This window comes from Oerskovia gallyi (genome assembly GCF_014836745.1).
Classification (GTDB): Bacteria; Actinomycetota; Actinomycetes; order Actinomycetales; family Cellulomonadaceae; genus Oerskovia; species Oerskovia paurometabola.
Genome location: NZ_JACSQE010000014.1, coordinates 51206 through 76054, shown reverse-complemented (window position 1 = coordinate 76054; position 24849 = coordinate 51206). Strand labels below are relative to the sequence as shown.

Sequence of the window (24849 nt, the reverse complement as noted above, 5' to 3'; positions counted from 1 at the left end):
CCAGAGGAACACTACGACGTGGCCGCCCGGGCCCGCGCCTCGCGGGGACGAACGCCGAGGTAGGGGGCTGCCCCCTACCTCGCGCGCCCCGGGGTCTGACTCACAACCCCGCCTCGCGGTAGAAGCCCTCGATGTGCTCGCGCACGGCCACGACCGCGCCCGCCGCGTCACCGTTCGCGACCGCGTCGAGGATCGCGCGGTGCTCGGCGCGCAGCCGCACCGCGGTGCGGGGCCAGTCCTCCAACCGTTCCGTCCCGGCAGCGACGTAGGACTCGATCGCCCCTCGGAGCCCGGTCATGACGGCCTCGACGAGCGTGTTGCCCGCGAGCCGGACGAGTTCCACGTGGAACGCCGCGTCGAGCTCGCGGAAGCGGGCCGCGTCGAGCGAGGGGTCGTCCATGGCGTCGAGCAGCGCGACGGCCTCCGCGAGCCCGGCGCCCGCGGCCTTCGCGGCGGCCTGGCCGACCGCCCAGGTCTCCAGCAGCACCCGGGTCTCCACGACGTCCCGGACCACGAGGGTCCCGGACGCGACGTGCAGTCGCACGGCCGCCCCGAGTCCTGCGGCGGGCCGGTCGATCACGGTGGCTCCGGCGTCGGGCCCTGAACCGACCGCGGTGCGGACGATGCCCATGGCCTCCAGGACGCGCAGCGCCTCGCGGACCGAGGGGCGCGAGACGCCGAGCTCCTCGGCGAGCGCACGCTCGGCCGGGAGGCGTTCGCCGAGGCCCCAGCGGCCGGCGGTCAGGTCCGCCTCGATCCGGGCGAGGACGATCTCGTGGGTGCGCACGGGGTCAGCGTAGTGCTGCACGTGCGTATCGGAACGAGTACGACGGTGGTGTCGCGCCGGTTCTGACACATCGTGCCCATGTGGTCCGACCACAGGGCACGATGGTCTACAGTGGCTCGGACACTGTGTGGTCAGACCACAACCTGCTCGTCGCCGAGCAGGGGCCGGGAGGGCCGCGCGGCACCTCCGACGGGCACTCGCCGCCCGCCGGGACCAGACTGAATCCCACCGCCCCCTGCCCGGCTGGAGTACCCAGTGCGTATCGCCCTCGCCGCCACCTGCATCGCCGACGCGATGTTCCCCCAGGCCCCCCGGGCCACCGTCCAGCTCCTCGAACGCCTCGGCCACGAGGTCTACTTCCCCGAGCAGCAGACGTGCTGCGGGCAGATGCACGTCAACACGGGCTACTTCGACGAGGCCGTGCCCGTCATCAGGAACCACGTCGAGGCGTTCGCGCCCGCGCTCGACGGCGAGTGGGACGCGATCGTCGTGCCGTCGGGCTCGTGCACCGGCTCGATCCGCCACCAGCAGGCCATGGTCTGCCGGCGCGCGGGCCAGGAGAAGCTCGGCGCGACCGCCGAGGCCCTGGCCGCCAAGACCTACGAGCTGTCCGAGCTGCTCGTCGACGTGCTCGGCGTGACCGACGTCGGCGCGCACTTCCCGCACCGTGTCACCTACCACCCGACGTGCCACTCGCTGCGCATGATCCGCGTGGGCGACAAGCCCCTCCAGCTCCTGCGCGCCGTCGACGGGATCGACCTCGTCGAGCTCCCCGGCGCCGAGAGCTGCTGCGGGTTCGGCGGGACCTTCGCGCTCAAGAACTCCGAGACGTCGACCGCGATGCTCAGCGACAAGATGTCGGACGTGAAGTCGACGGGCGCCGAGGTCCTGACGGCGGGCGACTACTCGTGCCTCATGCACATCGGCGGCGGCCTGTCGAAGCTGCGCACGGGGGTGCGCACCATGCACCTCGCGGAGATCCTGGCCTCGACGCAGGACGCGCCGACGCTCGTGGCCGAACCGGCCCACGCCCGCTCCGACGACGAAGAGGCCGCACGATGAGCACCTTCCTGGGCTTCCCCACCCGTCGCGGCGCGACGACCCTGCCCGACGGCGGCACGCACCACGGCTCGCCCGGCACCACCGCGAGCCCCGGCTGGGCCGACGACGTGCCGCACCCCGACGCTCCGCTGCGCTGGGGCGAGACGTTCCCCGAGGCCGCCAAGCAGGCGCTGCAGAACACGCAGCTGCGCCGCAACCTGGCCCACGCGACCTCGACCATCCGGGCCAAGCGCGCGGCCGTCGTCGGCGAGGTGCCCGACTGGGAGGCGCTGCGCGACGCGGGCTCGACCATCAAGGCCCACGTCATGAGCGACCTCCCGCACCTCCTCGAAGAGCTCGAGCGCAACGTGACGGCACGCGGCGGCGTCGTGCACTGGGCGCGGGACGCCGCCGAGGCCAACCGCATCGTGACAGAGCTGGTCAAGGCCACGGGCGAGACCGAGGTCGTCAAGGTCAAGTCCATGGTCACGCAGGAGATCGGGCTCAACGAGGCGCTCGCCGAGGAGGGCATCGCGGCGTTCGAGACCGACCTCGCAGAGCTCATCGTGCAGCTCGCCGACGACATGCCCTCGCACATCCTCGTGCCGGCGATCCACCGCAACCGCTCCGAGATCCGCGAGATCTTCCTCGAACGCATGGGCGACGCCCCGCCCGACCTGACCGACGCCCCGCGCGAGCTCGCCATGGCCGCCCGTGCGCACCTGCGCCGCAAGTTCCTCTCCGCGAAGGTCGCGATCAGCGGCGCGAACTTCGCGGTCGCGGACACGGGCACGCTCGCGGTCGTCGAGTCCGAGGGCAACGGGCGCATGTGCCTCACGCTCCCCGAGACCCTCATCACCGTCATGGGCATCGAGAAGCTCATCCCCACCTACCAGGACCTCGAGGTCTTCATGGCGCTCCTGCCCAGGTCCTCGACCGGCGAGCGCATGAACCCGTACACGTCCCTGTGGACGGGCGTCACGCCGGGCGACGGACCGCAGGAGTTCCACCTGGTCCTGCTCGACAACGGGCGCACCAAGGCCCTGGCCGACGACGTGGGCCGCGCGGCCCTGCACTGCATCCGCTGCTCGGCCTGCCTCAACGTGTGCCCGGTGTACGAGCGCGTGGGCGGGCACGCGTACGGCTCGGTCTACCCGGGCCCCATCGGTGCGGTCCTCACGCCCCAGCTCACGGGGTCGACGGGGAAGTCCGACCCCAACAACTCGCTGCCGTACGCCTCGACGTTGTGCGGTGCGTGCTACGACGTGTGCCCCGTGAAGATCGACATCCCGTCGCTGCTCGTGCACCTGCGGGCGCGTGAGGTCGACCAGGACCGGGGCCGCCCCACGGCCTGGGGAGCGGCCATGAAGGCCGCGTCGTTCGTCATGGCCAAGCCCGGCCGGTTCGAGCTCGCCGAGAAGGCCGGCGGCGTGACCCGGGTCCTGGGCGGCAGCTCCGGCCGCATCTCGTCGCTGCCGTTCCCGGGGTCGAGGTGGACCGACGCGCGCGACCTGCCGGTCCTGCCCAAGCAGAGCTTCCGCGAGTGGTGGGCCACCGACCACGCTCCGCGCGAGCCGGTCCCTCCCGTCTCCCCCGATACGACCGGAGACGCCCGATGAGCGCGCGCGACGACATCCTGGCCCGCGTGCGCGCGGCCGTCATCACCGACGGCGCGCACCTCGGGGACGCCGTGGCCGCACAGGCACCGGTCTCGCGCGAGTACCGGACGACGGGCGAGCACTCCCCCGGGTCCCCCGAGGCGGTCGAGATCCTGGTCGACCGGCTCGTCGACTACCGGGCGATCGTCCACCGGGCCGCGACCGAGACCGACCTGGCCCGCACCGTGGGCGAGCTGCTCGCCGACGCGCGCTCCGTCGTCGTGCCCCCGGGGGTGCCCGCGCCCTGGACGAGCGCGCTCGGGGCCACGACCGCCGTCGTGCACGACTCGCGGGAGGACCGGCGGACCGCCACCGAGCTCGACCAGGTCGACGCGGTCCTCACCGCGTCGCGGCTGGCCGTCGCGGACACCGGGACGATCGTCCTCGACGGTGAGGAGGACCAAGGGCGCCGCGCGATCACGCTCGTCCCGGACCTGCACGTGTGCGTCGTGCGGACCGGCGACGTCGTGCACACGCTGCCCGAGGCCGTGACGATCCTCGCCGCGCACCCCACGCGCCCGCAGACGTGGATCTCGGGGCCGAGCGCGACGAGCGACATCGAGCTCTCGCGCGTCGAGGGGGTCCACGGCCCGCGGACGCTGCACGTGATCCTGCTGGCCTGAGCGCTCCCTCCCTCGCTGCCGGTGCCACCGCTCGGCAGCACGAGCAGGTGCTCAGCCCACCTGGCGTCGCACCGCGCGGCGTACGCGCTCGGGGTCGAGCGGTGGCCGCCCGTCGGGCCCGGTCGACAGCACGGAGTGCAGCACGAGCCCCTCGATGAGGGCGTCGAGGTCGGGCACGACGTCCGCGTCCACGTGCCGCCGCAGCGCGGCCTGGCTCGCGGCCATCCACCGCTGCGTGACCGTGCGGAAGGCGGGCTTGCGCGCCGCGAGCACGTAGAGCTCGAGCGCGACCAGCAGGTCCCGCTGGTAGCTGCCCGACTCGTCGCAGACCAGCGCGACGAGAGCCTCGACCGGGTCGCCGCCCTCGGGGACCGCGTCCATCGCCGCCTCGAAGCGCGCCGCGGCCTGGGCCGCGTGCCGCTCGAACGCGAGCCGCAGCACGTCGTCGAGGTTCTCGAAGTGGTACGTCATGGACCCGAGCGGCACGTCGGCCGCGGCGGCGATCACCCGGTGAGTCGCGCCCGCGACGCCGTGCTCGGCGATGACGTCGAGGGCCGCGTCGACGATCCGGTCCTTGCGGTCGGGGTCGACGCGGCGCACCGCGGTCACTCGTCGATGTGGCGCAGCACGCGGGCCGGGTTGCCCACGGCCACGACGTTCGCGGGCAGGTCGCGCGTGACGACGGACCCTGCGCCCACGACCGTGTTCTCGCCGATCGTCACGCCCGGGCACACTGTCACACCGCCGCCGAGCCACACGTTGTCGCCGATCGTGATGGGCTGCGCGGCCTCCCACTTGTCCCGGCGCGGGCCGGGCTCGACGGGGTGCGTGGGCGTCAGGAGCTGGACGTTGGGGCCGATCAGCACGTCGTCACCGATGGTCACGGGCGCGACGTCGAGGCACACGAGGTTGAAGTTCACGAAGACGCGCGCGCCGACCGTGGTCCGGTAGCCGAGGTCGCAGCGGAACGGGGGGCGGATGTCGCTGCCCTCGCCGAACGCGCCGAGCAGCTCGGTCAGCACCTCGCGGCGAGCCGTGCCGTCGTGGGGGTCCAGGGTGTTGAAGCGGTGGCTGAGCGACATGGCACGCTCGGAGTCGGCCGCGATCTGCGGGTCGTCGGCGAGGTAGAGGTCGCCCGCGAGCATGCGCTCGCGCATGGTGCGCTGGTCGGAGGGGTCCGGGAAAGTCATGTGTACAAGCGTACACATGACCGTGGGCACCGTCAGTCCGAGGCCCGACGGCGGTGCGTCATCTCCTCGAGGACCGTCCGGAGCCGCACGGGGAAGTCCTCGGGCGTGTCGGGCGGGAGCCGGTCCACCCGGAACCACGCGACGGCCTCGCTCTCGTCGCTCACGACGGGCAGCGCCTCGAGGTCCGCGAACGCCACATAGCCCACGTCCCAGTGGACCAGGCACGTGCCGAAGCGGGAGGACAGCGCGTGCCGGTGCAGGTCCACGGGCGCGCCGCCGGGCTCGAAGGGCTCCAGCCCGACGATGCCACTCTCCTCGCGGGCCTCGCGGAAAGCCGCTGCCGCCAGGCTCTCGTCGCCCGGCTCGACGTGACCGCCGACCTGGACCCAGAACTGGCCCTTGCGGTGGAAGCACAGCAGCACGTGCAGCAGGTCCGGGGTCAGCACGAAGCAGCTCCCCGTCAGGTGCTCGGCGCCACCGCGGAAGATCACGTCCCCCCGGCCCTCCTCGACGAACGCCACGTACTCCTCGCGCAGCGCGGACTGCGCGGGGCTCAGCGGCCCCCAGGACCGGATCGAGTCGAGGGCGGTGGCGGCAAGGTCTTCGGCGGAGGTCACCCGGGAAGCCTACGACCGACGTGCGCGAGGTAGAGGGCCGCCGCCGAGGCAGAGGGCTCCAACCCTCCACCCCGGCGCGGTCCCTCTACCTCGGCACCGGCCTCAGGGGGTCAGCACGCCCCCTCGTCCTTCCACGGGCCCCAGTCGCTGGCCACGGGCGCGTTGCCCTGCGTCCAGTACCGGGCCGACCACCTGTGGCCCGCGTGCGTGACCTGCGCGCCGCCGTTGTACGCCGTCCCGGCCGCCCACGGCGCTGCCGAGCAGCCGGCACCGCCCGTGTTCCCGCCCGTGGTACCCCCGGGAGTGCCGCCCGTCGTCCCGCCGGAGACCACCGGGTTCACGACCTTCACACCGCGCGGGTGGTCGTAGGTCGTGGCGTAGGTGTTCGTCCCGATCGTCACGCGGACGTTCGAGATCTGCGCCATGGGCAGCCGCCACGACAGCTTGGTGTACGCCGAGCCGCCCGCCGGGATGCCTCCCGAGGGCACCTTGAGCGTCGCCGAGTGCAGGTCCCCCTTGAGCCCGCCCACGTTGTTGCCCGAGTGCCCCGCGACCGTCGTGATGCCCCAGCCGTTCTGCTCGCCGATCGTGGCCGAGGTGGTCGTCGCGAAGTCGAACGAGATGGTCGACCCCGCCGGGATCGCGACCGTCGACCGGTTGGAGAACGTCACCCGGGGGTTGATCGGGTAGTTGTTGTCCCCGAGCGCGAACTCCGAGAACGACACCCCGAGGTCGATCGCCTGCGCCGGCGTCGCCGTCTTGGACTTGGCCGCGCCGTATGGCGCCGCGGTGGAGAACGTCGAGTGCATGCGCGTCACGAGGCTGTCTCCCATGCCGTACTCGCCGCTCGCCGCGTCCAGGCCGTAGTCTCCGGCCAGCTCCCAGATCATCAGGCCGCCGTAGCCGCCCGCGACCACGTAGTCCGCCTTGGCCTGGATCGCCTGGTCGGAGTCGCCCGAGATGAACGACTTCGTCTGCGCGTTCCACCACCACTCGGTCTTGGTGACCGGGTCGAAGTTGTGCTGGTAGGTCCCGGTCAGCGGACCGGTCGGCGCGCCGTAGGCCGCCGCGTACGAGCCGACCTTCCCGTTCTGCAGGTTCAGCATGTGCCAGATCGGGTTGCCGCCCGCGGGGATCTTCGCCCCGGCCTTGTCGACGTCGTACCAGACGTTGTCGATCCCGCCCGCGCCGTTGCCGCACTTGGACGTGCCGCCCAGCGAGGGCCCGGTGCCCGGCGGGCACTTGGTCTGGTCGGGCAGCGCCGCCTTGCCCCACAGTCCGTTGGTCCCACCCTGGACGTTGGTCCAGCCGCGCGTGTAGAACGGGACGCCGATGTTGATACGCCCGGCCTGCACGGCGCCTCGGAAGTAGTGCGCGGCCCAGTCGGCGTTGAGGTACCCGATCCCGTCGTACGCCCCGTACACGCCGGCGGCCGCGAGCTCACCGTCCTTGCCGTCGTCGTACAGGGCGCCGTTGCCGCCCACGAAGTCGTTCCACGTCCCGTGCAGGTCGTAGGACATCACGTTGACGTAGTCGAGGTACGGCATGATCTGGAAGACCTCCATGCCGCGCAGCAGCCACCCGGACGCGGGTGCCGCGATGGTCAGCATGTAGTACTCGCCGTCCTGCGCCGCGGCCTTGTCGAGGGCCTCGCGCGTGGTCTTCATGAGCTGCTCGTAGTTCTTCCAGAGCTGGCCGCGCCGCGCGTCGGCGATCTGGAAGTCGTCCGGGTTCCCGGCCTTGACGTTCGAGGTCGGGTACTCGTAGTCGATGTCGATCCCGTCGAACCCGTAGGTCCGCACCATCGCGACCGCGGACGCCGCGAACGCGTCGTACTCGGCCTGCGTGTCGAGGGTGTAGAAGCCACCGGAGGCGACGCGGTTCCCGTCGGCCCCGAAGTAGCCGCCGGTCTCGGCCCAGCCGCCGACCGACACGAGCGTGCGCACTCCCGGGTGCTGCTTCTTGAACTTGGTGAGCTGGTTGAAGTGGCCTTTGTAGGGAACGGTCGGGTCGAGCGCGTTCTCGGCGCCCGTGAACGTCAGGCCCGTCGCCTCGCTCGTCGCCGACTCGGCGTTCACCGAGATCTTCGAGTCCGGTCCGACGTGCGCGAACGCGTAGTTGATGTGCGACAGCTTGGTCCACGGGATGTCGCTCGCCAGGTACGACGGCGTCCCCTCCTTGCCGGTCCGCCACGACGTGAAGTACCCGATCACGCGGCGGTCGAGACCGTTGGGCAGCTTCTCGCGCCCGGCCTCGTCGTACACGTCGCAGTAGGGCACGTCGACGGTCTTGTTGACGGCGAGCCCGTCGGGGCGGCACTTCTCCTGCGGGTTCGTGGAGATGGGGGTGCCGGGGTCGGCGCCGGTCGGGTCGCCTCCGGTCGTGCCGGTCGTGCCCGTCGTCCCACCGGTCGTGCCCGTGGTCCCCCCGGTCGTGCCCGTCGGGTCGCCGCCCGTCGTCCCACCGGTCGTGCCGGTCGGGTCCGTCCCGCAGGGCCCGACGACCTTCCACGCGCCCCACTGCTGCGTGCCGGGCGTCTCGCCCTGGGTCCACCAGGACGCCTTGTAGTTGGACCCGCTGTACGACGCGACGCTCCCGCCCGTGTACGCCGACGACGCCGACCACGCGGGCGCGCACGCCTCGGCCGCGGACGCCACGGGTACCTGCGCGACGAGCGGGACTGCCACCACTGCCGTCGCGGCGACTCCTGCGAGCCACCGCCTCACGGACCGTCTGCTTCGTTGCATGATCGACCGCCTCCCCAGCACGGCTGCGGCACCGTTGCCGCGGCATCGTGTGCCGTCACGCTAGGCCGCGCGTCGCGGCGCCCACATCAGGGGCGCCCGCACAGTTCGCTACGTACGTGGTTCCCGCAGCCCTCCGATGTGGCTCTCAGGCGTCGCGTCAGGACGAGCGTGGCCTCGAGGTCACGCTCGTCCTGACACCCCGGCTGCCGGGTGGGTCGCTCGCGTCAGCGCCAGTGCTCGAGCAGCCGGGCCGTCGTCCCCGTCGCCTTGTCGAGGACGTCCTCGGTCCCGTCGGCCGCCGCGGACAGGAGTGCTGCGTCGATGAAGTGCCCCAGGAGGTCGACATCGGTGACGTGGTCGTACCCGCTCGCCTCGAGCACGGTCCGCAGGGCCGCGAGCAGCCGGGGGCGGGACGCGCGCAGGATGGGGCGCAGCGCGGGGTCGCGCATCGCGGTGAGCACGGGGTCGAGCCGGACGTCGACGACCTGGTCGTCGACCGAGGGTGCGTAGAACGTCTCGATGAGCAGCCGAGCCGTGCTCGCGGTCGAGCGGTCGCGTCGCGCCAGGCCTGCGGCCTTCTCGGTCGCGGCCGTGCCGCGCAGCTCCTCGGCGGCCTCGACGGCGGCTGTGACGAGCGAGGAGCTCGACGGGAAGTAGTACGAGGCGGAGCCCTGCGGCACGCCCGCCGCCCGGGCGACCCGTCGGTGGGTCACTGCGGGGAACCCCTCGGCGAGCAGGAGGCGCGCGGCGGCCTCGACCATGACGCGCTGGCGGTCGCTGCTGCGGGCCTGGACGGGGACGCGGGCGTCGGTGCTCCGGCGGCGGGCGCCCGCAGCGAGATCCGGCGGGCCGGTGAGGGGAGTGTCAGGGCGTGCGAGGAGGGGCTCGACCTCCGGCCCGGTGTCGTGGGAGGGGTCGACCATCTCTCGCTGCGTCGCGCTCACGCGGTCATCCTAGGGAGGAAACGGACCAAGGGGGCGACGAACGCCGTGGAGGACCGGTGACGGTCGCGGAGCAGGGCGGGAACGGTCGTCGGTGGCGGATTTTCTGCGCAGGGTCACCAGCCCGCATCATGGAGGGATGAAGACCTCGTTCCTGCGCCCGACGACGGCGCTCGCCGTCGTCGCGCTGCTCGCCCTGGGGGCCTGCTCGGGAGGCGACGACGCCGCGTCGTCCGCCTCGTCGCCGAAGGCGGCCGCGAGCGAGAGCACGCCCGACAGCGCTGCTGTCGACGCCGCGACCGACGCCGCCTCCGCGGCGGACGCGGACGCCGGGGCGGCCGCCGCGGCAGAGGGCGGCGAGGCGGCACCGGCCGTCGACACGTCGTTCTGTGCCGCGACCGAGACGGCATGGGCCGCGGCCAACACCGCGCAGGTGTCGATGAGCGTGGACCACCCGCGCACCCTGGTGACCGGCTTCGAGAACGCCCGGGTCGCGCTCACGAGCGTGGAGCCCCCGGCGGACGTCGCGGCCGACTGGAAGACCGTGACGTCCTACGTCTCGACCGCGGCCAAGGCGCTCGCGAAGGCCGACGGAGACTCCCCGAAGGAGATCGTCAAGGCGCTCGACGACGCGGGCAAGGACCTCGACACCGATGCGATGACGGCGGCGTCGGCCCGCGTGACGGCCTACCTGGACACCACCTGCACCGGGTGAACCGGATGGGGAGAAGTCCCCTCGGGGCGAATTCTGGCGACGTTGCTCTCAGCAATGCTCCAGGATGGGGTCCGTGACCAACCGAAAGAGCTCGACCACGACCGTCAGCGGCCTCGCGACCGCTGTCCTCCTGACCCTCTCGCTCGCAGCCTGCAGCGGCGGTGGCGCCGATGTCGCCGCGTTCTGCAAGGCGGGCGAGGACCTCGACGCCACCATGGCCGACGTCGACCCGTCGGACCTCGCGAGCACGGGTGACGCGTTCACGACCCTCGCCGCCGAGATGAAGAAGATCACGGCCCCCGACGAGGTCGCCGCCGACTGGACCGTCCTGACCGAGGCCATGTCCGGGGCCGGTGCGACGTTCACCGAGCTCGACGGCCTCGACCCGACCGACCCGGCCTTCCTCGACAAGGCGACCGCGGTCGGCGAGGACATCGAGAGCGACAAGGTGACGGCCGCGATGGAGAACCTCGAGACGTTCTCCGCGGAGAACTGCAAGGCCTGACCCGAGAGTCCCGGAGGGGCCGGTCACGCAGCGCGCGCTGCGAGGCCGGCCCCTCGTCGTGGGCGCCGGGTGCCGGGGGCAGGGTGCCCCGCGGGCCGCTCGGGGGAGGATAGGGGCATGTCCCTCGGTGAACCCACGATCGACCCACGCCTCCTGCCGCTGCTGCGCGACGACCTCGCGGCCGCCTCCTACACGGTCGACGGGGTCGAGGACTTCCTCGGTCCGCTCGCGGCGGCGGCCCTGCACCGCGAGCAGGCCGTGCCCGCCCTGCGTGTCGCCCGGGCCGCGCTCGACGACGCGACGGGTGCGTCGTCGTCGGGCCGCAAGGACCCTCGTGCGGTGCTCGCCGCGCTGTTCCTGCTGGGCCTCGAGGTCCGCCGCGCGGACCTCGACGCCGCCCTGCCGGGCGTCGGGGCAGACGGCGCCGCTCGCCTCGGGCTCGTGGCCGCGGCGGGCAACGGGCCCGACGACGGCGTCCGCGCCCTGGTGGACCTGCGCCCCTACGCCGCGGCCGACGCGGCCGGTCCGGTCACGTGGTGGCTGGCCTCCGACCTGGGCGAGCTCGCGACCGGGCGACGCCTCGCGGGCGACCACGTGCTGGGCGCGGGCGGCGCCTCGATCACGCTCGCGCAGGTCACGATGCGTACCCCGGTGGGCCGGGTGCTCGACCTCGGGACCGGCTGCGGCATCCAGGCCCTGCACGCCTCGCGGCACGCGCAGTCGGTCGTCGGGACCGACATCTCCCGGCGTGCGCTGCGGTTCGCCGAGTTCAACGCCGCCCTCGACGGGGTGCGCCTCGACCTGCGGGAGGGTTCGATGCTCGACCCGGTCGCGGGCGAGCAGTTCGACCTCGTGGTCTCCAACCCGCCGTTCGTCATCACGCCGCGCGGGACCTCGGGAGCGACCAGCGCCCTTCCTGAGTACGAGTACCGCGACGGTGGGCGCGCGGGCGACGACCTGGTGCGGGACCTGGTCCGAGGCGTCGGGGACGTGCTGGCGCCGGGCGGCGTCGCGCAGATGCTCGGCAACTGGGAGCACCGGCGCGGCGAGCCCTGGACCGAGCGAGTGGGTGCCTGGCTGGAAGAGGCCGGGCTCGACGGCTGGGTCATCCAGCGCGAGGTGCTGGACCCGGCCGAGTACGCCGAGACGTGGATCCGCGACGGCGGCACGACCCCCGAGCGTGAGCCCGGGGCGTGGGCGGCGTCGTACGAGGCGTGGCTCGACGACTTCGCGACGCGCGACGTCGAGGCCGTGGGCTTCGGGATCGTCACGCTCCGCAAGCCCGCCGAGGGGCACGGCGTGAGCCTGCGCCGCCTCGAGGAGCACACGGGGTCGGTGCGTCAGCCGCTCGGCGGGCACCTGGCCGCCTCGCTCGCGGCCCACGACTGGCTCGCAGCCCGTGACGACGCCGCGCTCGCGTCCTCGCGTCTCACGGTGGCTCCCGACGTGACCGAGGAGCGCTACCTGACGCCCGGCGCCGAGGACCCGAACGTCGTGATCGTGCGGCAGGGCGACGGCCTGGGCCGGGGGATCCAGGCGTCGACCGGGCTCGCGGCGCTCGTGGGGGCGAGCGACGGCGAGCTCACCGTCGGGCAGCTGATCGGGGCGATCGCGTCGCTGTTCGAGGTCCCGACAGGCGACCTGGCGGGCGAGCTCCTCCCGGCGGTCCGTGGCCTGGTGAGGGACGGCTTCCTGCTCACGTGACGCTCGGGGTTGCCTCTAGGGTGCCGAGCACGGGGTTGAGGTCGTTCTCCCGGCGATGACGGCCTCAACCTCGTGCTCGGCCGCACGGAACCTCCTGGTCGGCTGCAGCGACCGGAAAGGCCGTGCGGCGCGCGCCGCGCCTCCCTAGGTTGAGCCCATGACCTCTCGCATCCAGCACACGACGTTCGACGCCCGCGACGCCTACGCGCAGTCGGTCTGGTGGTGCGGGGTCCTCGGCTACGTCGAGGACCCTGACGACCCGAACCTGCCCGGCCACGAGGAGTGCATGATCTTCCCGCCCGCCGGCACCCGCGCCCCGGCCGAGTCCCGCGGACGCCTGCTGTTCATCGAGGTCCCGGAGGGCAAGGAGATCAAGAACCGGCTCCACCTGGACCTGCGGCCCACCGACGGGACGCGCGAGCAGGAGGTCGAACGGCTCGTCGGCCTGGGGGCGACCAGGCTCGCCGACCACCGGCGACCCGACGGCTCCGGGTGGGTCACGCTCGCGGACCCCGAGGGCAACGAGTTCTGCATCCTGCGCAGCGACGCCGAGGTCGCGGCCCAGGGCGGCTGAGCCGCCCGCTCCCGCCCGGTGCCGAGCATGCGGTTGTCGTCGTGAAGCGGCGGGTCTTCGACGCCAACCGCATGTTCGACGGACGCCAGCCGCATGCTCGGCAGCGCGGAGCCGCCCGCGGGGCCCCTGCGGAGCGTGCCGTCAGTCCCGCCCGAGGACGGCGCCACGACCGACCCCGCCGCGTGGGTGCGCGCGATCTTCGACGTCCGCTCGACGCCCCTGTGGGTGCGCGCCGCGCACCTCGACTTCCGCTGCGCGGTAGGGGTCGACGGCGCCGCTCGCCTCGTGCGCGTCACGACCGTCGTGCGTCTGCACGGCTGGAAGGGGCGCGCCTACTTCGTCCCGGTGCGGCTGGCCCACGGTCCCGTGCTGGCCGCGATGCTGCGCCGGGCGGCCCGACGCCTGGGCTGACCCCGGCCCAGGTGCCGTGGCCGGCCCTCCGCCCGACGAGGCGCGGATCGTCACCCGCCGCGCTAGTTTCAGGCGCATGGACCTCGAGCTCCGTCACCTGCGGCTGATCGTCGCCGTCGCGGACCACGGGAGCGTGACACGGGCCGCGGCGGCCCTCGGGATCGCGCAGCCCGCGCTGACCGCGCAGCTCAACCGCATCGACCGTGCGCTCGGCGGGCAGGTCTTCACGCGCGACCAGCGCGGCGCCCACCCCACGGCCCTCGGTGAGCTCGTCCTGGGTCGTGCCCGCATGGTGCTGCCCGCCATGACCTCGCTCCTCGACGACGTCCAGCAGCACGTCAACCGTGACGAGGACGGCCCGGGGACGCTGCGGGTCGGGACCGTGGCGAGCGCGCTCGCGGGCCGGTTCGTGCACCGCCTCGTCACGGCCCTGCCCGACGTCCGGGTCACGACCGCCACGAGCTGGTCCGTGGACGACACCGCGCAGCAGGTCGCGGTGGGCACGCTCGACGTCGCGCTCGTCGGCCTGTGCTCGGACGCGATCCCGCCCACGACGGGCGGCGTCGCGTGGTGGCGCGTCGACGTCGACCCCGTGTTCGTCCTGCTGCCGGACGCGCACCCGCACGCCGACCGCTCGTCGGTCCCGCTGGGCGAGCTCGCCGACGAGGTGTGGCTCAGCGGGCCCGGGGACGGCTGCTTCGAGCGCTGCTTCGCGCAGGCGTGCGCGCGGGCGGGCTTCACGCCGTCGGGCCTGAGCGAGGCCGACCGGCCGACCGTGATCGACCTGGTCCAGGCCGGCCACGCGGTCGCCCTCGTCCAGCCGACGTTCCCCGACACCCCGGGTACGCAGGTCGTCCCGCTCGACGGCGCCCCGCTGCGGTGGGCGCACTACGTGGGCTGGCGCAGCGGTTCGGCGCACCTGCCCGTCGAGGTGCTGGTCGACGCCGCCGTCCGGTCCCACCACGACGCCGTGAGCCGCAGCCCGCGCTACCTGTGCTGGCTCGACACCTACGGGGAGACCCGTACATAACGCCCCGGTATGACCCGGCTGGCATCTGTGCCGCCCGCGTCCCGCTCCCTAGCGTGGGCCTCGTTCACCCGGCGATCCCGGGACCCGACGAAGGGACATCGAGATGGCACGATCACTCTGGAAGACGCTCGCCACGGCGTGCGCCGCGACGGCACTCGTGGCCGGACCTGCGGCGCTCACCGCGAACGCGGCGCCGCCCACCCCCGACACCCCGACCGTTTCTCCCCAGACCTCCCCGAAGGTCGCGCCCGAGGTGCTGCGCGCCCTCCAGCGCGACCTGGGGCTGAGCGCCAAGGACGCGACGAAGCGTCTGGCGTTCCAGTCCGACGCGGCGAGCACCGAGGACTCTCTCGCCGAGAGCCTGGACGCCTACGCGGGCGCCTGGGTCGACCCCGCGAAGAACACCCTGTACGTGGGCGTCGCCGACGGTACCGAGACCCAGGAGGTCCGTGCGGCCGGCGCGACGCCCGTGGTCGTCGACCACACGCTCGCCGAGCTCGACACGTGGAAGGCGGCGCTCGACGGCGAGCTCACCGACCCGGCCGCGGTCCCGAGCTGGTACGTCGACGTCACGACCAACCAGGTCGTCGTCAACGTGCACGACGACGGCCGCGCCCTCGCCGAACAGGCGGCCGCGGACGCAGGCGTGCCCGCAGACGCCATCACCTACGTGACCACGACCGAGGATCCCCGTCCGCTGATCGACGTGGTGGGCGGCAACGCGTACACCATGGGCTCAGGTGGCCGCTGCTCGGTGGGCTTCGCGGTGAACGGCGGCTTCGTCACCGCAGGGCACTGCGGGACGGTGGGCACCCGCACCTCGGGGCCGGGCGGCACGTTCCGCGGGTCGAGCTTCCCCGGCAACGACTACGCCTGGGTGCAGGTCGACGCGGGGAACACCCCGGTCGGGGCCGTCAACAACTACAGCGGTGGACGCGTCGCGGTCGCGGGCTCGACGGCCGCGCCCGTAGGGGCCTCCGTCTGCCGGTCCGGCTCCACGACGGGCTGGCACTGCGGGACCATCGCGGCCTACAACAGCTCGGTGACCTACCCGCAGGGAACCGTCTCGGGGCTCATCCGCACGAACGTGTGCGCCGAGCCCGGCGACTCGGGCGGCTCGCTCCTCGCGGGCAACCAGGCGCAGGGGGTGACCTCGGGCGGGTCGGGCAACTGCTCGTCGGGCGGGACGACGTACTTCCAGCCCGTCAACGAGGCGCTCGGGGCGTACGGGCTCACGCTCGTGACCTCGGGCGGTGGGGGCACCGAGCCGCCGCCGGCCGGGTGCCCGGGCTATGCCCGGACCTACCAGGGCAGCGTCTCGGCCGGGACCTCGGTCGCGCAGCCGAACGGTTCGTACGTCACGGCAGGCAACGGGACGCACCGGGTGTGCCTGAGCGGCCCGGCGGGCACGGACCTCGACCTGTACCTGCAGAAGTGGAACGGGTCCGCGTGGGCGAACGTCGCACAGTCGACGTCGTCCGGTGCGGCTGAGGCGATCACGTACACCGGGACCGCCGGGTACTACCGGTACGTGGTCCACGCGTACGCGGGCTCGGGCGCGTACACGCTGGGAGCGACGACGCCGTAGCCCCCTCGGTCGAGAACGGGGTTGAGGTCGCTACCGGTCCGGTGGCGGCCTCGCCCTCGTTCTCGGCACGGTCGGCGAGGGGGCGACGGCGTGGTCGGTCAGCGCGGTCCGTGGACACAGGTCCTCGTACCCTGCATCGTTGTCCCATGTCTCGACGCAACGATCCGATGAGCCACCGGCACTGGGCGGGCGGGTTCTACGAGCTCGCCCTGCAGGTGGGGCCCAGCGACGAGGAGCGGGTCGCGGCGTGGGTCGCCGCTCTGGTCGACGCCACCGGTCTGACGTGCCCCACGGTCGTCGATGGCACCGACCCGGCCCGCGTGGCGACGGAGGAGCGGGCCCTCCGGAAGGCCGGGGAGGCCCTGGTCCGAGGAGCGCACGTCCGAGGCGTGGTGCGACTTCCCGAGGGCGAGGAGGTGGCATGCGGGCTGCTGCTGCTCCAGGGGGCGTCCGACGACGGCACGCGTGCTACCCATGCTGGTGCTGACACTGCGAACCTGAACTGGTTGGTCCTCTACCTTCCGCTCGCCGGGCTCGGTGCTGCGGGCGTCGAGGTCGACGGGTTCCCGTTCGACGACCGCTCGGGGGCCGAGTCCCTCACCTGGCGCCGCCCCCTCGACGAATGGCTGGCCGGACTCGGTCGTTCGGTGCACCGGACCGTCCCGTTCCGTCGCGCGGTGATTGGGTTCGAGGTTGCGGGTGACGACGACGGCCCGTTCGAGCCGGACTGGCTCGCTCCCGCCGCTCCTCGGGACCGGGCACATCTTGTCGTGGGCCGGGCCGGCCTGACCTACGTCGCGGCGGAACACTGACGACGCCGTAGCCCCCTCGGTCGAGAACGGGGTTGAGGTCGCTACCGGTCCGGTGGCGGCCTCGCCCTCGTTCTCGGCACCTTGGACGGACGCCGACGGCACGTCCAGCGAGCCTCGCGGTCGGCGAGGGCCTAGTCTCACGATCGTGCTGATCGCCATGGCGGGACTGCCCGGAACCGGCAAGAGTCGACTCGCGCGCCTCCTCGCGCGCGACCTGGGGGCGGTGATGCTCAGCGCCGACCCCGTCGAGGACGCTTTCCTGCGTGCGGGTGCGGTGCACGACGACGTCACGGGCCTGGGCGCGTACCTCGCCGTCGAGGCTGCTGCCGAGGAGAACCTGCTCCTGGGCCACGCCGTGATCGTCGACGCGGTCAACGACCACCCCGCGGCCCGGCAGCAGTGGGTCGACCTCGCGGCGCGGGCGGCCACCCGGCTCTGGTTCGTCGAGGTCTACCTCGCGGACGAGGAGCTGCACCGCGAGCGCCTCGTGACCCGGGGCACGCGGTACCCGTCGCTCCCGGAGCCCGGGTGGGACTCGCTCGCCGAGCGGGCCAGGGCGCTCGCGGGCTGGACCGACCCGCGCCTGCGGCTCGACGCCTCGCTCGACGACGCGGAGCTCCTCGCGGCGGCCAAGGACTGGCTGGACGGCTGAGCCCCGCCCGCCCAGCCTCGCTGCCGACCATGCGGTTGGCGTCGGAATCCGGCCGGGACGGGACGCCAACCGCATGGTCGGCAGGCGCCAACCGCATGCTCGGCCAGCCTCTCCGTCCTTACGCCCCGTCCGACCGGTAGCCACCCATCCGGTCCGCCGGGGTCCGCGAATCCTCGGGGCGGTCCGATTCCCCCGGCCCGTCCGGGGCCACCGGCCCGGCGAGGTCCACGGGGTCCGGCACCTCGCCCCGCCCGGCACCCGCGTCCTTCGCGTCGCTCCCGAGCCCGAGCAGCACCCACATGGGACCGAACACGACCCACGCCCCGAGCACGATCGCGACCCGCAGCGCCCAGGTCCACAGCGGGTCGTCGGGCCACTGCGCGGGCGGGAGCAGGCCGTCGCCCGCGACGACCGACAGGGTGCTGATGACTCCGAGCGCGATCACGGCGGCGATCAGCGCCTTGCCGAGCTCGCGCATCTCGTGCACGAGCCCCGCCAGGCCGTCCTTGGGGGGCTTGACGGGCGCGGGCCCGTCACCGAACCAGTGCGCGGCGCGGACGTCGGCCCACGAGACGATCGAGTGCCCGAACGCGACCGTGAACCCCAGGTACACGGCCGCGAGACCGTGCACGGCCTCGGGCGGCGACCCGCCGGCGACGTCCGCGATCGACACGGTCACGAGCAGCAGGTCGATGAGGGGCACGCTGAGCAGCAGGACCGTGCTGAGCCGCCGACGGTGCAGCACGTACCGTGAGATCAGTCCCGCGCCGAGCACGACCCAGAAGCCGACCTCGCACGCGAGGATCAGCAGGACCAGCGGGTTCTCCAGGAGGCTCGACATGGTGTCCATGCTGGTCGGGTGCCGGCCCGACGGCGTCGCCCACCTCGCCGATCTTCGCTCGCCGCGCGTACATCGTTCGACGGAGGGACCTGGTCGGTGGCAGCAGGGGGGTCGGGTGACCGCGCCGATCCATGGATCGTGAGAACCGGCGCCTAGGATGCTCGGTGCGGCTGATCGTTCGATCCCCTGCGGCGACCGCCCCGACCGGCGTACGACCCAGCCCCCGGTCGACACCGACACCGGACACGCGCGAGAGGGCCTGAGTGCAGCACGACGACATCGACGCCCTGCGGCGCACCCCCGCCTGGCGCCTCCTGCGCTCGGACAACGCGCCGCTCGCGCTGAGCTTCCTCGGCACGGTCTTCGTCGAGCAGAACGTCCGTTCGATCGGTGAGGCCGAGCTGGTCTCCCTCCTGGACGACGCGCTGTACGCGATCGACGGGCCGGTCCCTGCCCGCGTGCCGCCCCGGCCCGTGACCGAGGGTGACGAGCCCGCGACGGGGAGCGACGTCGTCGGGCAGGAGGGGGCGAACGCCGAAGGGCAGGCCGCGGCCGGGGCGCGCAGGTACCCGCGCTCGCCCAAGGCGTACCTCGACCACTGGTCCGCGCCCGAGCAGGGCTGGCTGCGCAAGTTCTACCCGACGGGCTCGGAGGAGGCGCACTACGACGCGACCCCGGCCGTCGAGAAGGCCGTCTCGTGGGTCTCCGCGCTGCGCGAGCGGAGCTTCGTGGGTACGGAGTCGCGCCTCAACACGGTCTTCGAGCTGCTGCGCCAGCTCACGGTCGGCACCGAGTCCGACGCCGACGCGCGCCTGCGCGAGCTCGAGGCGCGGCGGGCACGGATCGACGAGGAGATCGAGCGCGTGCGTGCGGGCCAGCTCTCGCTGCTCGACGCCGCGGCCCAGCGCGACCGGTACCAGCAGCTCACGGGCACGGCCGCGGACCTGCTCGCGGACTTCCGCGAGGTCGAGGCGAACTTCCGGACCCTCGACCGCGAGATGCGCGAGCGCATCACGGGCTGGGACGGCGCCAAGGGCGACCTGCTGGACGCCGTCGTCGGGAGCAGGTCCGCGATCGCGGACTCGGACCAGGGGCGCAGCTTCCACGCGTTCTACGACTTCCTCCTGGACCGCCAGCGGCAGGAGGAGTTCGCCGAGCTCGTCGAGAAGGTCCAGGCGCTGCCCGCGCTCGAGGAGCAGGTCGGGGACGACGGCGAGGCCGCTCCCGGCGTCACGGGTCGGGCGGCCGGACGCCGCCTGCGCCGCATCCACTACGACTGGCTCGACGCGGGCGAGCGCACGCAGTCGACCGTGCGCGTCCTGTCCGAGCAGCTCCGCCGCTTCCTCGACGACCAGGTGTGGCTCGAGAACCGGCGCGTCATCGACGTGCTGCGCAGCATCGAGTCGCGCGCCCTCGCGCTGCGCGACACACCGGACCGCCTGCGGCTCGGCGCGGACGAGACCGGGCCGCTCGCGACGACCATGGACGCGACCTCGGTCGACGTGCACCTGCCGACCGAACGCCCCCTCTACCGGCCCCAGCACCAGGAGCCGCTCGCGAGCGAGGGCGTGACCGCGGGCGTCGCGGACTTCGACGCGTCGGCCCTGTTCACCCAGGTCCACGTCGACCCCGAGCGCCTGAGCCGCACCGTCCGTGACGCGCTGCGACGCCGGGGCCAGGTCTCGCTCGCGCAGCTCGTCGAGGAGAACCCGCTCGAGCAGGGGCTCGCGGAGCTCGTGACGTACCTGTCGCTCGACGACCCGCGCTTCGCCGTCGTGCACGACCCTGCGCACATCGACGAGGTGCGGTGGGTCGTCGACGTCGTCGACGACCCAGTGCCGGGCGGCCTCGGCGGGGCGCCCGTCGGCGAGCGCGAGACCACCGAGGCCACGACCGCCGAGGCCGTCCCGGCCGTGGACGAGGACGGGTTCCCCGTGCGACCCGCCGGGCCGCGCGTGCGCGTCGCCCGCGTCCCGCGCGTCACGTTCGCCCGGACGGGGGCCAAGGACCTCGCGGGCGCGGTCGCCCGCTCGCTCGCACAGGCGCCGCCCGACGCACCCGACCAGCAGTCCGCCCCGCCCAGCCCGCCGTCCGACCAGCCGTCTCCCCAGGAGGGAACCCCGTGAGCCAGCAGCCCGTCCGGACCGAACGTCCCGGGCAGACCGGTGGGCCCAGCCCCGAGCTCTCGCTCGTCGTGACCTCGCTCGTGAAGGGCGTCGTCTACCGCGAGGCCGGCACGCGCACGTGGCGCGACCTGCTCGCGCTCGAGGCGCAGGCGCGGGACTTCGTCGCGACGCTGGGCCTGGAGATCGTGATCGACGAGTCCGAGGGGTACGCGTACCTGCGCGCGCAGCCCGAGGACGAGCACGACGGCACCTTCATCCCGCGCCTCGTCGCGCGCCGCGAGCTGTCGTTCGACGTGAGCCTGCTGCTCGCGCTGCTGCGCAAGCGCCTCGCGCAGTTCGACTCCGAGGGCGGTGACACGCGCCTGGTCCTGACGCGCGACGAGATCGTGGACCTCGTCAAGGTCTTCCTGCCCGGGTCCAGCAACGAGGCCCGCGCGCGCGACCGTGTCGAGGCCAACGTGCGCCGCGTGGTCGAGCTCGGCTTCCTGCGCCCCGTGCCCGACACCCCGGACACGTACGAGGTGCGGCGCATCCTCAAGGCGTTCGTCGACGGGCAGTGGCTCGCGGACTTCGACGCGCGCCTCGCGGAGTACGCCGCCGAGCTCGCGTCGCGCGACGGGGGAGCGCTCCTGCCCGACGGCGGAGCACCCGTGGGTGCGCCGACCATGCGGTTGTCGCAGGCCGAGCATGCGGTTGACGTCGAGAACGGGCCTGAATCCGACGCCAACCGCATGCTCGGCACCGAGCCCGGCACCGGCACCACCCACGAGGAGGCCTGATGGCCGAGGCACTGTTCAGCGCGGTCGAGCTGCACGACGCGGCGGCGGACCTGGACCAGCGGTCGGGCTACCGCCTCGAACGCCTCGAGGTCCTCAACTGGGGCACGTTCGACAAGTACGCGTGGAGCTTCGAGCTCGAAGGGCGCAACGCGCTGCTCACGGGGGACATCGGCTCGGGCAAGTCGACCATCGTCGACGCCATCACGACGCTGCTGCTCCCCGCGAACCGCATCAGCTACAACAAGGCCGCGGGCGCCGACACGCGCGAGCGCACGCTGCGCTCCTACGTCGCGGGGCACTACAAGTCCGAGCGCAACGAGGTCACCGGCGCCTCCCGGCACGTGGGCCTGCGCCGCGGACACACCTACTCGGTCATCCTGGGCGAGTTCGCCAACCGCGGCTTCGACTCGCGCGCCGTGCTGGCCCAGGTGTTCTGGCTCAAGGACGGCGCGCAGGGCCAGCCCGAGCGCTTCTACGTCACGAGCACCTCGCCCATGACGATCGCCGACGACTTCGCGGGCTTCGACGGGGACATCAACGTCCTGCGCCGCCGCCTGCGCGAGTCCGGCGCGCAGATCCGCGACCACTTCCCGGAGTACGGGCGCGACTTCCGCCGCCTGCTCGGCATCGAGTCCGAGCAGGCCATGGAGCTGTTCCACCAGACGGTGTCGATGAAGTCGGTCGGCGACCTCAACGAGTTCGTGCGCGAGCACATGCTCGAGCCGTTCGACGCGGCCCGCTGGACCGAGAAGCTCGTCGCGCACTTCGACGACCTCACGAGCGCGCACGACGCCGTCGTCAAGGCCCGTGCGCAGATCGACCAGCTCGCACCCCTGCTCGCCGACGCCGACGCGTACGACGCCGCGGTCGCGCAATCGGAAGATCTCTCAATAAGGCGCGAGGCATTGCACGGGTTCACGGCGAGTCGTCGGATCGAGTCGCTCGACCTGCGCATTCTCGAACTCGAGACGTCGATCGCCGCCCGCGCGGACGGCCTCGACCGGCTCAAGGAGGAGCTCGCGCTGCTCGACGCCGAGCGCCAACGCCTCGAGGTCGAGCGCGCCGGGCACGGCGGCGATCGCCTCGCGCAGATCGAGGGCGAGGTCGCCCGTCGCGAGGTGGAACGCGCCGAGCGTCGCGCCAAAGCCGACGAGTACGCGCGCTATCTGGCTGCGGCAGGCCTGGAGACTGTGGCATCACGCGACGAGTTCACGGCCCTGCGCGAGCGCGTTGCCGACCTCCAGTCGGACGCGCAGGACGCCCTGGGCGAGATCGAAGGCCGGGCGGGAGAGGTCACGGCCGAACTGCGCGCGGTCGAGGCCGAGGCCCGCGAGATCAACGCCGAGCTGAGGTCGCTCACCGAACGAGAGTCAAACCTACCTAGCGCGAGCCTGGACCTGCGCGTGCGCTTGTGCTCCGCAGCCGGGCTCACGGAAGCTGATCTCCCCTTTGCAGGCGAACTGATCGGCGTGCGTTCCGAGCATGCCGAGTGGGAGGGGGCAGCAGAGCGGGCGTTGCGTGGCTTCGGACTTTCGCTCCTCGTGCCCGCCCAGCACTATGACGCCGTCACGGCGTGGATCAACGGGCACAACCTGCGGTCAAAGCTCGTCTACCACCGTGTGCCCGTGCCCGTGCCCGGTGATCGTCGATCAGGGAAGGGACGCGGCAGCGTCGGGATGCCGGCAAGCCGGGACGACGGGCCGCTCCTCGCAGACCTGCTCGAGGTCAAGGACGGCGACCTCGCGACCTGGCTGAGCGACGAGCTCGAACGGCGCGCCGACTATGTGTGCGCCGACACGCTCGCCGACTTCCAGCGCGTGCCGCGCGCCGTGACGCGCGAGGGGCAGGTCAAGCACTCGGCCAGCCACCACGAGAAGGACGACCGGCGCTCAGTCCGCGATCGAAAGAACTACGTTCTCGGTTGGAGCAACCAGGCCAAGATCGACGCCCTTCTTGAGGCAGCCGAGGAGGTTACTTCACGCCGCAAAAATCTGGAGGAGTCTCTTGACCAGGTCGGGCGCGAGAAGAACGCGGTGATCTTGCGCTCGGGAGCGCTCAACCGGCTCGACGTGTTCCGCGAGTGGCGCGAGCTCGACTGGGAGGAGCCCGTGCGCACGATCGCCGAGCTCCACGAGGAGAAGCGCCGCATCGAGGGTGCGTCGACCGAGCTCAGCCGCATCGCCGACCAGCTCCGCGACCTTGCGACCCGGGCCGCGGGCGTCGCGTCGGAGCGCGACGCGCTGCTCTCCGCGGCCGGCGCCGACAAGCATGCTCTCGACAGCGCGCGCACGCTGCGCGAGCGGTCGGTGCGCGTGCTCGCCGAGCAGGGGCCGCTCGACGCGGCCCTGGTCGATGAGCTCGCCCGGCTTTTCGACGCGGAAGCTGACGACCAGGCGTCCGCCCAGGGCGGCACGCCGGACGACATCGAGCCGGAAGCTGTCGAGAGCGCGCTGCGTACGCGGCTCACGAGCCAGGTCGAGGAGGCACAGGTTCGCCAGGGCCAGCTCGGGACGCGCATCGCGGCACAGATGGGGGCGTTCCGAACGGCGTATCCGGTCGAGTCGACCGAGCTCGACAATGACCTGAAATCTGCACCTGAGTACCGTGCGCTGCACGAGCGCCTGACTCGCGACGACCTGCCGCGCTTCGAGGTCGACTTCAAGACGTACCTCAACACCAACACGATCCGCGACATCGCGGGTTTCCACGCCGAGCTGTCCAAGCAGGCCGACCTGATCCGCGAGCGCGTCGAGATCATCAACGACTCGCTGCGCGCGATCGACTACAACCCCGGCCGGTACATCCGTCTCGAGATGGCGCCGACGCCCAACACCGAGGTGCGGGAGTTCCGGGCGGACCTGCGGGCGTGCACGGACGGCGCCCTGGGGCTCGATCTCGAGGGGCGTCGCGACGAGGCCACGGGCGAGGAGACCGTCGCGTACTACTCGGAGGAGCGGTTCCTGCGGGTCAAGGCGATCGTCGAGCGCTTCCGTGGCCGCGAGGGCCAGGCCGAGGCGGACGAGGCGTGGAAGCGTCGCGTGACCGACGTGCGGAGCTGGTTTGTGCTGTCCGCGTCGGAGCGCTCGCGCGAGGACGACGTCGAGCACGAGCACTACTCCGACTCGGGCGGCAAGTCCGGCGGTCAGAAGGAGAAGCTCGCCTACACGATCCTCGCGGCCTCGCTCGCGTACCAGTTCAAGCTCGACTGGGGCGCGGTGCGGTCCAAGGCGTTCCGGTTCGTCGTGATCGACGAGGCGTTCGGCCGCGGGTCGGACGAGTCGACGCGGTTCGCGCTCGAGCTCTTCAAGAGCCTCGGGCTGCAGCTTCTCATCGTGACGCCGCTGCAGAAGATTCGCGTTATCGAGCCGTACATCTCGTCCGTGGGCTACGTCGACAACCCGACGGGCCGCAACTCGCGGCTGCGGACCTTGACGATCGAGGATTACGAGACTGAGAAGGCAGCCCATGCAGGTTCGCCGGGCCAGAGCGTTGCCGGCTGACATGAATG

The 24849-nt window shown here is 72.7% G+C and carries 22 protein-coding genes; 15 read left to right on the top strand and 7 right to left on the bottom strand.

The window, feature by feature from the left end; translation table 11 throughout:
- Positions 1-100: 100 nt before the first annotated feature.
- Positions 101-787, bottom strand: a complete 687-nt coding sequence (locus H9640_RS16300) for a FadR/GntR family transcriptional regulator (RefSeq protein WP_191791830.1) — start codon at positions 785-787, stop codon at positions 101-103.
- 255 nt (positions 788-1042) lie between these two features.
- Here H9640_RS16300 and H9640_RS16295 point away from each other — a divergent pair, with 255 nt between their 5' ends.
- Genes H9640_RS16295 through H9640_RS16285 form a run of 3 tightly spaced genes read left to right on the top strand, consistent with a single transcriptional unit; the run spans position 1043 to position 4109 of the window.
- Positions 1043-1849: a (Fe-S)-binding protein gene (locus H9640_RS16295; RefSeq protein WP_191791829.1), complete on the top strand. Its 807-nt coding sequence runs from the start codon at positions 1043-1045 to the stop codon at positions 1847-1849.
- Complete coding sequence (locus H9640_RS16290; protein ID WP_191791828.1) at positions 1846-3447, top strand: LutB/LldF family L-lactate oxidation iron-sulfur protein; 1602 nt, start codon at positions 1846-1848, stop codon at positions 3445-3447. Before H9640_RS16295 ends, H9640_RS16290 begins: the two co-directional genes overlap by 4 nt.
- Entirely contained in the window at positions 3444-4109 is a 666-nt protein-coding gene (locus tag H9640_RS16285) for a LutC/YkgG family protein (RefSeq protein WP_191791827.1), read from the top strand. Before H9640_RS16290 ends, H9640_RS16285 begins: the two co-directional genes overlap by 4 nt.
- 51 nt (positions 4110-4160) lie before the next feature.
- Here H9640_RS16285 and H9640_RS16280 read toward each other — a convergent pair whose 3' ends face one another.
- From H9640_RS16280 to H9640_RS16260, 5 genes are all read right to left on the bottom strand, one after another.
- Entirely contained in the window at positions 4161-4709 is a 549-nt protein-coding gene (locus H9640_RS16280) for a TetR/AcrR family transcriptional regulator (protein ID WP_318243811.1), read from the bottom strand.
- Between the two features lie 5 nt (positions 4710-4714).
- Positions 4715-5299 carry a sugar O-acetyltransferase gene (locus H9640_RS16275; protein ID WP_204807644.1) on the bottom strand — a complete coding sequence of 195 codons (585 nt, stop codon included), beginning with the start codon at positions 5297-5299 and terminating at the stop codon, positions 4715-4717.
- A 32-nt stretch (positions 5300-5331) separates the two neighbouring features.
- Positions 5332-5916 (bottom strand): NUDIX domain-containing protein, encoded by a 585-nt coding sequence (locus tag H9640_RS16270; RefSeq protein ID WP_191791825.1) that lies wholly within the window; start codon positions 5914-5916, stop codon positions 5332-5334.
- A 110-nt stretch (positions 5917-6026) separates the two neighbouring features.
- Positions 6027-8642, bottom strand: coding sequence for a glycosyl hydrolase family 18 protein (locus H9640_RS16265; RefSeq protein ID WP_318243810.1), 2616 nt, complete (start codon positions 8640-8642; stop codon positions 6027-6029).
- A gap of 245 nt (positions 8643-8887) precedes the next feature.
- Complete coding sequence (locus H9640_RS16260; RefSeq protein ID WP_191791824.1) at positions 8888-9607, bottom strand: TetR/AcrR family transcriptional regulator; 720 nt, start codon at positions 9605-9607, stop codon at positions 8888-8890.
- A gap of 136 nt (positions 9608-9743) precedes the next feature.
- On the opposite strand from H9640_RS16260, the gene H9640_RS16255 reads away from it, so the two are divergent.
- The 9 genes from H9640_RS16255 (at position 9744) to H9640_RS16215 (ending at position 17595) form a co-directional block, all read left to right on the top strand.
- Entirely contained in the window at positions 9744-10319 is a 576-nt protein-coding gene (locus H9640_RS16255; protein ID WP_191791823.1) for a hypothetical protein, read from the top strand.
- A gap of 73 nt (positions 10320-10392) precedes the next feature.
- On the top strand, positions 10393-10824 hold the full coding sequence (locus H9640_RS16250) for a hypothetical protein (RefSeq protein ID WP_191791822.1): 432 nt from the start codon (positions 10393-10395) through the stop codon (positions 10822-10824).
- Positions 10825-10941: 117 nt separating this feature from the next.
- Entirely contained in the window at positions 10942-12528 is a 1587-nt protein-coding gene (locus tag H9640_RS16245; protein WP_191791821.1) for a DUF7059 domain-containing protein, read from the top strand.
- A gap of 157 nt (positions 12529-12685) precedes the next feature.
- The gene (locus tag H9640_RS16240) at positions 12686-13102 is read left to right on the top strand and encodes a VOC family protein (protein WP_191791820.1); all 417 of its coding nucleotides are present in this window, start codon (positions 12686-12688) and stop codon (positions 13100-13102) included.
- 135 nt (positions 13103-13237) lie between these two features.
- Positions 13238-13513, top strand: a complete 276-nt coding sequence (locus H9640_RS16235; protein ID WP_318243809.1) for a DUF2867 domain-containing protein — start codon at positions 13238-13240, stop codon at positions 13511-13513.
- A 76-nt stretch (positions 13514-13589) separates the two neighbouring features.
- Positions 13590-14543, top strand: coding sequence for a LysR family transcriptional regulator (locus H9640_RS16230; protein ID WP_191791818.1), 954 nt, complete (start codon positions 13590-13592; stop codon positions 14541-14543).
- Between the two features lie 103 nt (positions 14544-14646).
- Entirely contained in the window at positions 14647-16131 is a 1485-nt protein-coding gene (locus H9640_RS16225; protein WP_191791817.1) for a S1 family peptidase, read from the top strand.
- 146 nt (positions 16132-16277) lie between these two features.
- The gene (locus H9640_RS16220) at positions 16278-16943 is read left to right on the top strand and encodes a hypothetical protein (protein WP_191791816.1); all 666 of its coding nucleotides are present in this window, start codon (positions 16278-16280) and stop codon (positions 16941-16943) included.
- A 145-nt stretch (positions 16944-17088) separates the two neighbouring features.
- The gene (locus H9640_RS16215) at positions 17089-17595 is read left to right on the top strand and encodes an AAA family ATPase (RefSeq protein WP_191791815.1); all 507 of its coding nucleotides are present in this window, start codon (positions 17089-17091) and stop codon (positions 17593-17595) included.
- Between the two features lie 118 nt (positions 17596-17713).
- Here H9640_RS16215 and H9640_RS16210 read toward each other — a convergent pair whose 3' ends face one another.
- Positions 17714-18436 (bottom strand): hypothetical protein, encoded by a 723-nt coding sequence (locus H9640_RS16210; RefSeq protein ID WP_191791814.1) that lies wholly within the window; start codon positions 18434-18436, stop codon positions 17714-17716.
- A 263-nt stretch (positions 18437-18699) separates the two neighbouring features.
- Here H9640_RS16210 and H9640_RS16205 point away from each other — a divergent pair, with 263 nt between their 5' ends.
- From H9640_RS16205 to H9640_RS16195, 3 genes are read left to right on the top strand one after another with little or no spacing between them, the layout of a single operon-like run.
- Positions 18700-20562: a DUF3375 domain-containing protein gene (locus tag H9640_RS16205; protein ID WP_191791813.1), complete on the top strand. Its 1863-nt coding sequence runs from the start codon at positions 18700-18702 to the stop codon at positions 20560-20562.
- Complete coding sequence (locus H9640_RS16200) at positions 20559-21341, top strand: DUF4194 domain-containing protein (RefSeq protein ID WP_191791812.1); 783 nt, start codon at positions 20559-20561, stop codon at positions 21339-21341. The genes H9640_RS16205 and H9640_RS16200 overlap by 4 nt, the downstream gene beginning before the upstream one ends.
- Entirely contained in the window at positions 21341-24841 is a 3501-nt protein-coding gene (locus H9640_RS16195) for an ATP-binding protein (RefSeq protein WP_191791811.1), read from the top strand. Before H9640_RS16200 ends, H9640_RS16195 begins: the two co-directional genes overlap by 1 nt.
- The last annotated feature ends 8 nt before the right edge of the window (positions 24842-24849 follow it).